6 protein-coding genes are annotated in these 11,967 nt (G+C 72.2%); 2 read left to right on the plus strand and 4 right to left on the minus strand.

What is annotated here, in order from left to right:
• Position 1: 1 nt before the first annotated feature.
• Both NE234_RS24055 and NE234_RS24060 read right to left on the minus strand, forming a co-directional pair.
• A complete protein-coding gene (locus NE234_RS24055) occupies positions 2 to 3,778 on the minus strand; it encodes a DUF6531 domain-containing protein (protein ID WP_252782782.1) in 3,777 nt (1,258 codons plus the stop codon).
• A gap of 152 nt (positions 3,779 to 3,930) precedes the next feature.
• Entirely contained in the window at positions 3,931 to 5,277 is a 1,347-nt protein-coding gene (locus NE234_RS24060; protein ID WP_252782784.1) for an FG-GAP-like repeat-containing protein, read from the minus strand.
• 181 nt (positions 5,278 to 5,458) lie between these two features.
• On the opposite strand from NE234_RS24060, the gene NE234_RS24065 reads away from it, so the two are divergent.
• Together NE234_RS24065 and NE234_RS24070 are read left to right on the plus strand one after the other, a co-directional pair.
• Positions 5,459 to 8,458 (plus strand): bifunctional [glutamine synthetase] adenylyltransferase/[glutamine synthetase]-adenylyl-L-tyrosine phosphorylase, encoded by a 3,000-nt coding sequence (locus NE234_RS24065; protein WP_406567059.1) that lies wholly within the window; start codon positions 5,459 to 5,461, stop codon positions 8,456 to 8,458.
• Positions 8,459 to 8,619: 161 nt separating this feature from the next.
• Positions 8,620 to 10,140 (plus strand): N,N-dimethylformamidase beta subunit family domain-containing protein, encoded by a 1,521-nt coding sequence (locus NE234_RS24070; RefSeq protein ID WP_308206925.1) that lies wholly within the window; start codon positions 8,620 to 8,622, stop codon positions 10,138 to 10,140.
• 30 nt (positions 10,141 to 10,170) lie between these two features.
• Here NE234_RS24070 and NE234_RS24075 read toward each other — a convergent pair whose 3' ends face one another.
• Positions 10,171 to 10,992, minus strand: coding sequence for a phosphatase PAP2 family protein (locus NE234_RS24075; protein ID WP_252782786.1), 822 nt, complete (start codon positions 10,990 to 10,992; stop codon positions 10,171 to 10,173).
• Positions 10,993 to 11,005: 13 nt separating this feature from the next.
• Positions 11,006 to 11,833, minus strand: coding sequence for a phosphatase PAP2 family protein (locus NE234_RS24080; protein ID WP_252782787.1), 828 nt, complete (start codon positions 11,831 to 11,833; stop codon positions 11,006 to 11,008).
• Positions 11,834 to 11,967 lie beyond the last annotated feature (134 nt).

Raw genomic sequence — 11,967 nt, forward strand, 5'->3', positions numbered from 1 at the left:
CTCAGTAGGTGTTCGAGACGATGACGTCGATGCCCGCCCGTTCGAACGCGGCACTGCCGATGCCCATCGTCTCCGGTCCCGGCTCGAAGTGCCCGCTCGCCCGGTTGATGGACGCCGGGAATCCCTCCATCAGCACGGATCCGGAACCTGCGGCGTAGACGCGGCCACCGGGTCCCGCGAGGATCGTGTGCGCCATCTCCACCCTGTTCCAGCCGCCGGCGCCGTAGTTGAAGGGCATCACGCGCAACTCATGCGCCCCTCCCTCGCCGGGGACGACCGCCCACTTGAACTCGGTCTCCCCGCGGAGCGCGGCGATGAGACTCTCCATCCCCGCGTCCTCCCGCAGGGTCACGGGGGTGAGGCCCCGGTCCCGCGCGGCCTTCATCTCCATGTTCTGCTCCCACATGCTCCTGTTGTTCTCGAGCAGGTACGGGGCGAGGCCCAGCGGATCGGTGGCGGCGGTCGGATTGTGGACGTACGCGTGCGGGTCCGGCTGCGGGGTGATGCCGAGGGGGTCGCCGCTCTGGTAGCGGCCGCCGACCGGGTCGTAGTAGCGCCAGTGGTTGTACTCGAGGCCGGTCTCGGGGTCGTGGTACTGCCCGGGAAAACCGAGGGGGCACGGCCTCGCGTCGTTCCCGAGGCCGGCTCCCCAGAGGTTCGTCGCGGGCTGAGGCATGACCCGGCCGGAGGCGTCGACGAGCTCGGCGGGCCTGCCGACCAGATCCGTGATGATCGCGTGGAACCGCTCGTCGACCCGTCCCCGGCGAGCCCCGTGATCGGGCGAACGCTCCGTCTGGGTGAGCGGTTCGAAGGTGCCCGGCCGGTGTTCCCAGGTGATGGTGCGGCGCGCCGGCCCGCCCGGTCGTCGCACCGTGCGGGTCTGCTCCGCCAGGACCGGGCCGTCCCAGGTGAAGTCGGTCCGTTCGATCACACCGTCGGGGCCGACCAGCCGCTTCTCGACGCGCCGTCCGAGCGGGTCGTACCGGTAGTGCCACTCCCGGCCCTCCGGAGTGATGACGGATCTCAGCCTGTCATCACCGTTCCAGGTGAATCTCCAGGTACGGACCTTGCCCGACAGGGTGCGGTGGCGGCGCGACACCACCCGACCGTGAACGTCGTGTTCGTAGTGGACCCGCCCGGCCCGGCGTAGCAGAGTGCCCGAGTACTCCCGGTCGCCGAAGGCCTCATCGTCGGCCGGGGCGGTCCCGGACGTGGCCGGCCAGAGCGCGTGGGTGACGTTTCCCGCCGTGTCGTAGGCGTAGCGTTCAGACCAGCCGGTGGCCCGGACGGCCGTCACGCGCCCCGCCGGATCGAGGTCCAGCGCGCGTACACCGTCCCGTTGGTCGGAGATTCCCGTGAGGTACCCGTCGGCCCGGTAGGCGTAGGCGCGGTGCTGCAGCAGGGAGGGCGCCGGTGGTGTCCCGGGCTCCGGCGTGGCGGCGGCCGGACCGACGCCGGGTGCGGCCCACAGGGTCTGCGCGGTCAGGCGGTGGTCCGGATCCCACTGCTGAGCGAGCAGGACGCCGTCGCCGATCCGGCGTTCGATCTCTCGCCCGGCGGGGTCGTAACCGAAGCCGAGCGTCAGTGCGCCCGTCCTCAGACCGATCGGCCGGCCCGCGGAGTCGTACGCCCACTGGGATTCGGCGCCGCTCGGCGTACGACGGTGGATCCGCCGACCGCGTGCGTCATAGGTGCTGGTGACGGTCGCGCCATCCCGTGTCTCGGCGACGATCCGGCCGAGCCGGTCTCGCCCGAAGACCACCTCCGTGTCCGGACCGGCGGCGCGGATCAGGCGGCCGGCGGCGTCGTACGCGAGGGTGACGACGCCCCCGTCGCCGGTCCGGGCGGTCACCCGGCCGAGCGGGTCCCGGGTGAATCGGACGGCCTCGCCGGTCCGGTCCAGCCGGGAGACCAGCCGGCCGGCCGCGTCGTACGCGTAGGTGAGGCGGCGCCCGTTGAAGTCCGTCTCGCCCACGAGCCGTCCGGCGGCGTCATAGTCGTACCGCCAGACCAGGCCCTGCGCGTTGGTGACGGAGATGAGGCGCGCCTCCGTGTCGTAGCCGAACTCCAGACGTGCCCCGTCCGGTCCGGTACGCGCGACCGGGAGATCGAAGTGGGTGTACTCGGTCCGGGTCGTACGGCCCAGGGGGTCCACATGGGCGACCGCGTTGCCCTCTCCGTCATGGATCCAGCGTTCGACCGCACCACCGGGCAGGGCCCGCCAGGCCGGTCGTCCCTCGGTGGTCCAGCCGTACCGCGTCACCCCGCCGACCGGGTCGGTGACGGCGGTAACCAGGCCGAAGACATCGCGCTCCACCCGGAGGCGCGCGCCCGAGGGGTCGGTGACCTCCATCGGGAGCCCGGCCGGGTTCGGGACCACGCGAGTGGTGCCGCCGGCCGCGTCCGTGATCGCGGTGAGGCGGCCGCGGTGATCGTAGGCGCGGCGGGTGGTGCGGCCGAGCGGGTCGGTGACGGCGGTGAGGTTGCCGCGCTCGTCGTACTCCTGCCGCCAGGTCGTCTCCCGGTCCGCCTCCACCAATGTGACGGGAAGGTTCAGCTCGTTGTAGCGGCTGATGATCCGATGGCCGTCCGGGCGGAGGATCGCGGTGACGTTCCCCGCCTCGTCGTAGGTGTATCGCGTCGTGTGGCCGAGCGGATCGGTGCGGGCCAGGAGCCGGTCGTAGCGATCCCACTCCGAAACGGTGCGGTGCCCGTGCGGATCGGCCTCGGCGATCACCTGGCCGAGGTCGTTGAAGTGGTAAGTGGTGACGTTCCCGAGCGAGTCGGTCACCCTGGTACGGCGGCCGTCGGGGGCGTACTCGACGCGGGTGTTCAGGAAGCCGCCCGAACCCTCGCCGCGGACACCGCGCCCCTGCTCATCGTAGGTGTAGCGGTACCAGGAGCCGTTGCGGTCGAGCCATCCGGTCATCCGCCCGGCGTCGTCATAGGAGAACCGGAGCGGTCGGCCCGACGAGTCGATCACCTCGGCGAGGTGGCCGGCCTGGTCATAGCCATAACGCACCAGGTCGACGGCGTCATCGCCGCTCTCCTCGGTCAGGAGGCGCAACATCCTGATGCGTCCGTCCACGATGTCGACGGCGATCCGGTATCCGCCTGAGTGCCGCACCTCGGTGAGGGCGGCCGTTTCGTCGTAGACCAGCGTGATCCGGTTGCCGTTGCGGTCCGTGACGGCCGTCAGCGGGAGATTCCCGGGACGCGCGGGATCCGTCGCGGCGAAGTGACGAGTGACGCCGGTCCGCGGATCGGCGACGGTGTATCCGCCGCCGGGTACGGGAGAGAGCGGCCAGCGCGGCCCTTCCAGCGGCCAGACCGTCGTGCCGGCGGTCGGGGGAGGGTAGACGAGCAGCATGCCGTCTTCGGCGGCGAAGGTCATCCCCGAGGCGTCGGCCGTCAGCCGCTGGTCCAAGGTGGAGGCCCAGGACGGCCCCAGGAGCGAACCCGACCGGTACGACGACACGTGGGTCCGCTCCAGCACGAGCGGGAGCACGCCGGCCAGTTCGACGTCCGTCTGCCGCAGCACCACCTCGCCGGTGGCCACGTCGATCGGGTCCTTGGTGGTGACCCGGGACCAGAGGCGGCGGGACGTGGCGCGCAGACTCGCCAGACTCGAACCCTGGGCTCGCTCGGCGACGTGGCCGGCGTCTCCCGCCGCACGGCGGACGGCGGTCCCCGTCGCGGGCAACCGCAGGAAGTGCCCGACCGCGCCGAACAGCCGTGTCCGGCTGAGCGCCTCACCCACGGCGCCTGGCAACCCCACCGCCGTTGACCACCCTTCGCCCGCCGACGTTCCGACAATGATCACCGATATTGACGCCGGCCGGCGGACATCGGTGCCGTCATCGGCCGGCCGATCCCGGTCCTCGGCGTGAGGAACCAGAGGGCCCGCAGGGAGCCCCCTGGTCCTTCCAATCAGCGGGGGAGCGTACCGAAGTGGGCGCCGGCGCCGAGGCCGAAGGCGCTCGCCTTGATCAGCTTCGTGCCGGACGCGTCGATCCCGGAGGCGGTGCCGGGTGTCACGGCCACCGCCCCGGCGAAGTCGTCGAGCCCCGGGATCCCCGTGATCAGTTCGGCGCGGCCGTCGCCGTTCACGTCGGTCAGGGCCAGCGAGTTCCCGAACCAGTTGTTCTGGTTCGGCGAAACGCCGACGCTCTTCTCCGTGATCGTGCGAACGTTCGAGGACAGACCCTTCGCGGAGCCGAGACGCGTCGCCACCAGGGCGTCGCCGTCCTCGGGCGACAGCTCGGACGCGACGTCGGCGTACCCGTCGCCGTTGACGTCCCCGACCGCGACCGGGTCGCTGCCCTCGGTCCAGGTCGTGCCGTGCGCCTCGTCCATCCCGTTCCTGGTGCCGGGGTAGACCCGGTACCCGTCGCCCTCGTACCCGCCGATGACGACGTCCGCGCGGCCGTCCTTGTTCAGGTCGCCGACGGCGACGTCGTTCGTGTCGCCGAGCTCGATCGTGGGGCCGACCTTCTTGCCCAGGCCCTTGGCCGATCCGGCGATCACGCTCGTGGTGCCCTGGTCGGCCGGGTCGTCCCACCACCAGCTCACGGCCAGGTCGGCGTAGCCGTCCCCGGTCACGTCGCCGGCGGCGAGCGTGTCGACCTCGCCGTCCTTGCCGGGGCTGATCCCGATCGCGCGCGGCGTGGCGGAGGTCGTGCCCCGGATCACCCAGATCTTCGTGCCGTTGACCGCGGCGGTCGCGAAGTCCGTACGGCCGTCCTTGTCGAAGTCGCCGGCGGTGAGCGTGTTGCCACCGACACCGTCCACCGCGACGGCCTTGGTCGACAGGCCCTTCTTGGACCCGAACACGATCGTCAGCGACCCGGCGTCCTTCTTCTTGCCGATGTCCTCGCCGGGCGCGCCGATCGCCAGGTCGGAGTAGCCGTCCCGGTTGAAATCGCCGACGGCCAACTGCTGGCCGAAATGGTCGCCCTTCTCGGCGGTGCCGGGGATCCCGGCGCTGTTCTGGCTGATGACCTGGCGTCGCGCCGTGCTCAGGCCGTTCTTCGACCCGTACGCCACCGCGACGGCACCCGCCTTCGTCGCGGTACCGACCTTGGCGTCCGGGGCGCCGATGGCCAGGTCACGGTAGCCGTCGCCGTTGAAGTCGCCGGGCGTGGCCGGTTTCACGGCCGCCCGTACACCGGCCGGCGTCACCGGCTGACGCGGCGCGGCCGCGATCGCCGCCGAGGCGAGGCCGGCCGTCGCGGCGACGGTCACCATGGCGATGGTGCCCGTGGCGAGGATTCTCACTGACTGACTCCTTACTGACAGTTGCCGTAAAAGAGGAGACGCGTCGTTCCGGGCGAGAGTTGGCAATCGGCCGTGATCTTTCTTGGGCGGGAGCGATCGCGGTGAGCGAGCCGGCGTCGCGTCGGGCCGCCGATCCGACACGCCCGTACGGTCCACCGGAGGCTCGTGATTACCTTTGATCGTGAGCGAACGCCGTACGGAGAGCACCACCGCCCGGCTGGCCCGCCTCGGCATCACGGACGTCGCCGAGGCCCAGCGCCGTCTGGCGGGACAGCGGCTCGGTGACGACCTGCTCGATGTCCTCGGCTCCGCCGCGGACCCGGACCTGGCCCTCACCGGTCTGCTCCGGATGCTGGAACGGGCCGACATCCGCGACGAACTCGCCGCCGACCCGGACGCCCTCCGCAGGCTGATCGCCGTCCTGGGCGTCAGCGCCGCGCTCGGCGACCACCTGGCGCGCCATCCCGGCCACTGGCGCGTCCTCGCCGGTCCCATGGCGCTGCGGCGCCCCACGGCCGGGGAACTGCGGACCGCGCTGCTGACCGCCGTCGGCGCCGACGCGGCCGACCCCGCCCCCCGTGCCGGGGGAGCGGAGCCGGCGGTCGCGCTCCGGGTCGCGTACCGGAGGGCGCTCCTGCACCTGGCGGGCCGGGACCTGACCGGCGTGACGGACGTCGAGGACGTCGCGGCCGAACTCGCCGACCTGGCCGCCGCCGCGCTCGAGGCGGGCCTGGCCATCGCCCGCGCCGAACTCGGCGACCAGGCCGGCACCTGCCGGCTCGCGGTGATCGGCATGGGCAAGTGCGGCGGGCGGGAGCTGAACTACGTCAGCGACGTCGACGTCGTCTTCGTCGCCGAGCCGATGCCCGGCCAGGACGAGACGGCCGCGCTGCGGGCCGCGACGCGGCTGGCGTCCGGGATGATCCGGGCCTGTTCGGCCAGCACCGCCGAGGGCGCGCTCTGGGAGGTGGACGCGGCCCTGCGGCCCGAGGGCAAGGCGGGCCCTCTCGTACGGACGCTCGCCAGCCACCGCGCGTACTACGAGCGCTGGGCCAAGACCTGGGAGTTCCAGGCGCTGCTCAAGGCCCGGCCGGTGGCGGGGGACCGGGAGCTCGGCGAGGAGTACGTCGGGGCGCTCGCCCCGCTGGTCTGGCGGGCCGCCGAACGCGACAACTTCGTCGAGGACGTCCAGGGCATGCGCCGCCGGGTCGAGGAGCACATCGACCCGGACCAGGCCGGGCGGCAGCTCAAGCTCGGCCCCGGCGGTCTGCGCGACGTGGAGTTCGCGGTGCAGCTGCTGCAGCTCGTGCACGGCCGTACGGACGAGGAACTGCGGGGTTCCAACACGCTGAACGCCCTGAAGAAGCTGTCCTGGGGCGGGTACGTCGGCCGGGCCGACGCCGCCGCGCTCGCGAACGCGTACCGCTTCCTGCGGCGCGTCGAGCACCTGATCCAGCTTCACCGGCTGCGCCGGACGCACCTGGTGCCCGAGGACCCCGCCGACCTGCGGCGCCTCGGCCGCGCGCTGGGGTTCCGCACCGACCCCGTGGCGGAGTTCACCAGCGAGTGGCGGCGGCACGCCCGTGAGGTCCGGCGCCTGCACGAGAAGCTGTTCTACCGGCCGCTGCTGGTCGCCGTGGCCCGCCTGCCGGGAGAAGAGGCGCGCCTGACCCGCGAGGCGGCGCGTGCCCGCCTGGAGGCGCTCGGCTACACCGACCCGGACGGCGCGCTGCGGCACCTGCAGTCGCTCACCGCCGGAGTGTCCCGGCGCGCCTCGATCCAGCGCACGCTGCTGCCCGTCATGCTGGGCTGGTTCGCCGACGGCCCCGACCCCGACGCCGGGCTTCTCGGGTTCCGTCAGGTCAGCGACGCGCTCGGCACCACGCCGTGGTATCTGCGCCTGCTGCGCGACGACGTCACCGTGGCCGAGCGGATGGCGCACGTGCTGTCCTCCAGCCGCTACGCCACCGACCTGCTGCTGCGCGCGCCGGAGGCCGTCTCCCTGCTGCGCGGCGACGCGGAGCTGACGCCCCGCCCGGCCGGTGCGCTGCGCGGGGAGGCGCTGGCCGCCGTGGGCCGGCACATGAGCGCCGTCCCCGTCCGCCTGCAGCTCGACCCGGCGGCCGACGCCGTCACCGCCGTACGCGGGATCCGGCGCCGCGAGCTGCTGCGCGTCGCGGTCGCGGACCTGCTCGGCCGCCTCGACGTGGGCGAGACCGGCGAGGCGCTCACCGCCATCGCCCTCGTCACGATCGAGGCGGCGCTGCGGGCCGCGATCGAGAAGATCGAGATGGAGCGCCGGTCGCCGCTGCCGACGAGGTTCGCGATCGTCGCGATGGGCCGCCTCGGAGGGTATGAGCTCGGGTACGGCAGTGACGCGGACGTCATGTACGTCCACGACCCCCTGCCGGGCGGGGAGGGGGAGGCGGCGCACGCGGCGCACTCGGTCGCCGAGGAGCTGCGGAGGCTGCTCGCCCTGCCGGCGCCCGACCCACCGCTGGTCATCGACCCGGGACTGCGGCCGGAGGGGCGCCAGGGCCCGCTCGTGCGCACCTTCGACTCGTACGCCTCGTACTACCGGCGCTGGTCCTCGCCGTGGGAGAGCCAGGCGCTGCTGCGCGCGGCGCCCGTCATCGGCGACGAGGAGCTCGGCGCGCGCTTCCGGACGCTGATCGACCCCCTCCGGTGGCCCCAGGGGGGCATCGACGACCGTGCCCTGATGGAGATCCGCCGGCTCAAGGCGCGGATGGAGGCCGAGCGGCTGCCCCGCGGCGTGGACCGCCGCCTGCACACCAAGCTCGGGCCCGGCGGCCTGTCCGACGTCGAGTGGGTGGCCCAGCTCCTGCAGCTCCGGCACGCGTACGACGTTCCGGAGCTGCGGACGACGCGGACGCTGGCGGCGCTCGACGCGGCTGCGGCGGCCGGTCTGCTGGACCGCGAGGACGCCGTACGGCTCGCCGACGCGTGGCGGCTCGCCACGCGCATCCGCAACGCCGTCATGCTCGTACGGGGGCGGGCCTCGGACCTGCTGCCGACCGAGCACCACCGTGAACGCTCCGCCGTGGCCCGGGTGCTCGGCTACGACGCCTCCGGCGAGATGCTGGAGGACTACCGGCGCCGCGCCCGCCACGCCCGCGCCGTCGTCGAACGCGTCTTCTACGGCGACGTGGCGGGTTCGTAGGGGAGCCGCACCTCGCGGGCTCTTGAGGGAACCCCGCCTCGCGGCTCGTGAGGGAGCCGGGGCCCGCGCGACCGGATGCACGGAAACGCCGGGCGGAGGTCAACGCATGGTCATGCCCGCGCCGAGGCGGGCGGCGATGCGCGAGAATCCTCGTCGTGATCATGAACCGGTCCGTCGTCGCCGTCGCCGTCCTCCTCCTGGTCCTCGCCGGATGCGGCGGCGGTGGGCATCGCAGGGCCGCGGGTCCGTCCAAGGCACGATCCGCTCCGTCGCCCGCGGTGGCCGAGAACGGCAGGCCGGGGAACGCGGACTGGAAGGTGCGCAAGACCGGCGCCGAGCACGCCATCGAGGGCTTCGCCGACCGCGTGAGCGTGCTGCCCGGCGAGTCGTTCCGGCTGTTCGTCTCGACGACGGCCAAGGGCTACACCGTCAGCGCCTTCCGCATGGGCTGGTACGCCGGGGCCCAGGCGAGGAAGGTCTGGACCGCGCCGCACCAGGCCGGGCGGCGGCAGGGGGCCGCGAAGACGACCGGCAAGACGCACACGGTCACCGCGCCCTGGCAGCCCTCGCTCACCGTCTCCACCCGCGGCTGGCCGGAAGGCTCCTACCTGCTGCGCCTCGACGCCGACTCGGGGGCCCAGCGGTTCGTGCCGATCACCGTACGGTCGGCGAGCACGGCGGGCAGGGTCGTGGTCCTGAACGGGACGACGACCTGGCAGGCGTACAACATGTGGGGCGGCCGGGACCTGTACCAGGGGCCGGGCGGCTTCGACGGCCGGTCCCGCGCGGTCAGCTTCGACCGCCCGTACGACGGGAACGGCGCGGTGAAGTTCCTGGCCTTCGAACAGCCCGCCATCGCGCTCGCCGAGAAGACGGGGCTGTCCCTCGCGTACGAGACCGACAACGACCTGCACCACGACCCGCGGCTGCTCGACGGCGCACGGGCGCTGGTCACCCTCGGCCACGACGAGTACTGGTCGACCGCCATGCGCGACGAGACGACGAAGGCCCGCGACGCCGGGATGAACATCGCGTTCCTCGGGGCCAACGCGGTCAATCGGCACATCCGGTTCGAGCCGACCGCCCTCGGCGCCGACCGCCTCGTCGTCTGCTACAAGAGCGCCGACGAGGACCCGATCAAGGATCCGGCGGAGAAGACCCAGGACTGGCGCCTGTCGCCCAAGCCGCGCCCGGAGAGCGCCCTCATCGGGATCATGTACACCTGCTTCCCCGCCGACGGTGCCTGGAAGGTGTACCGGCCGGACGCCTGGATGTTCGCCGGCACCGGCGTGCGCGAGGGGGAGGAGTTCCCCGGCGTGATCGGGCCGGAGTCGGACGCGGTGACCTCGGGCGGCCCGACCCCGCGGCCCATCGAGGTGCTGGCCCACTCGACGATCCACTGCGGCACCTACACGACGACCAGCGACGCGACGTATTACACGGCCAAGAGCGGGGCCGGGGTGTTCGCCACCGGGACGATGCGCTGGGTCTGCTCGATGCGCGGCCGGGCCTGCGGCCACGGGGTGACCGGCAAGGCGGCGTCCTTCGTGTCCAAGGTCACCGAGAACGTCCTGCGCGCCTTCGCCGCCGGTCCGGCCGGCCGGGCCCACCCGGTGCGCGACAACCTCGGGAAGATCCGGCCGGCCAAGACCGGCCTGGCGCAGGGCGCGGACCTGGACTGAGGCGCGGACGGGAGGCGGGCCGTGGCGCGGTCAGTTGACCGTCGAGCCGCCCGTGTCGGTGGAGAAGACGCGGGAGACCGGGCCGAGGCGCGGGACCACGACCCGTACCGTCCGGGTCGCGGCGTATCCGGCGCCCAGGGTGACGACGCCGCCGATGGCGTCGAGCACGTAGTGATTGGCGGTCCCCAGGATCACGAACACGGTCGCGGCGGGGTAGCAGTACGCCAGCCACCGGAACCGGCTGGGCCGCGCCAGGTCGGCGATGGCGATCGCGCACCACAGGGACCACCCCGTGTGCAACGACGGCATGGCGGCGTACTGGTTGGACACCGAGGCGACCGGCGAGGCGCTGGACTCGTACAGGCCGGTGGTGTGGAACGAGAGCACCGTGTCGACGAACCCGGGGATCATGCGCGGCGGCGCCAGCGGGTACAGCCAGAACCCGACGAGGGCGAGCACCGTGGTCGCGAAGATCAACCGCCGGTAGAACACGTAGCGGTCCGCATGGCGCACGTAGAGCCAGACGAGCACGCCGATCGTGATGATGAAGTGGAGGCTCGAGTAGTAGTAGTTCGCGCTCACTCCGAGCCAGCGCTGTTCCGTGAACAGCCGGTTGATCGACAGCTCGACGTTCAGGTGGAGCAGGTGCTCCAGGTGGAGGATGTCGTGCCCGCGGCTCAGCGCCGCCGTGTGGTTGCGCGGCACGAGGTCGCGCACCAGGGAGTAGGCGCCGTAACAGAGGGCGATGAGCAGAATCTCGCGATAGAACCGGGGGCGCCCGGCGGCGCGCCCGCCAGCCTGCTCCCCCGTCAGGTCGCCCGTGGCGACCGGCACCACGGCCGACCTTGACATGATCCCTATGTTCTCAGATCGAATCGGGTGACCCGTCGGTATTGCTTGTCTTGTTTGTCACTTTGTGATCTTTCATCGGACCGATCCTCGTCATCTTCGCCAGGGACAGCCTGCCGATGAGCAGCGCGGACGCGGTGATCACAACACCCGCCACCGCGTCCACCACGTAATGATTGGCGGTCGAGAAGATCACCAGAATTGTCACGACCGGGTAAAGGGCGGCGATCGCCCGTACCCAGGGACGCTTCGAAAGCGTGACGACCGCGACCGCGCACCACAATGCCCATCCGGCGTGCATTGACGGCATCGCCGCGAACTGATTGGTCAGCGAACCGGCCTCCGGCGACGAATAGAGGCCGAAGCTGTGCAGCGCCACCACCGGGTCGACGAAGCCCCGGCCGCCGAGGAAGCGCGGCGGCGCCAGCGGGTACAGCCAGAAGCCGAGCAGCGCGATCCCGGTGGCGACCATCAGGGCCGTGCGCAGCCGGTGGAAGTGCTCCGGCCGCCGCCGGTAGAGCCACACGAGCACGGTCAGGGTGACCGCGAAGTGAGCGGTGGCGTAGAACCAGTTCGCCGGCTTGGCCAGTGACGGCGCCCGCAGGAGGGCGTGGTTGAGGTCCAGCTCGACGTCGATGCCCAGCGTGTGCTCCAGCCGCAGAACCTGTGACGCGTGCGCGTACGCGGCCGTCTCGTCGTGCGGAATCAGCAGCCGTACCAGCGTGTACGCGCAGTAGAAGGCGGCGGCCAGCGCGAGCTCGCGCCAGAGCCTGAGCGCCGGCGAGCGTACGGACGAGACGGCGGGCTGCTTGTCGACGGGACGGGGGGCGGCTAGCTGGGCCATGCTGTCAATCTTCGACGAGCCGCATCCCTTTGTGATCATCTTCAGGAATGGTCTGCGACTCGCCCCAGGAGACTATGGGCCTAGTCCTCAGGGGGGATGCCGTCTCCACCGGGTCCTACGTGATCGTGACCAGC

The sequence above is a fragment of the Actinoallomurus rhizosphaericola genome (assembly GCF_024055675.1).
GTDB lineage: Bacteria > Actinomycetota > Actinomycetes > Streptosporangiales > Streptosporangiaceae > Actinoallomurus > Actinoallomurus soli.

Bases quoted from the DNA above. Each gene is read 5' to 3' on its own strand.
- NE234_RS24070 (WP_308206925.1), top strand. From the start codon at position 8,620: ATGAACCGGTCCGTCGTCGCCGTCGCCGTCCTCCTCCTGGTCCTCGCC.
- NE234_RS24075 (WP_252782786.1), bottom strand. From the start codon at position 10,992: ATGTCAAGGTCGGCCGTGGTGCCGGTCGCCACGGGCGACCTGACGGGG.
- NE234_RS24080 (WP_252782787.1), bottom strand. From the start codon at position 11,833: ATGGCCCAGCTAGCCGCCCCCCGTCCCGTCGACAAGCAGCCCGCCGTC.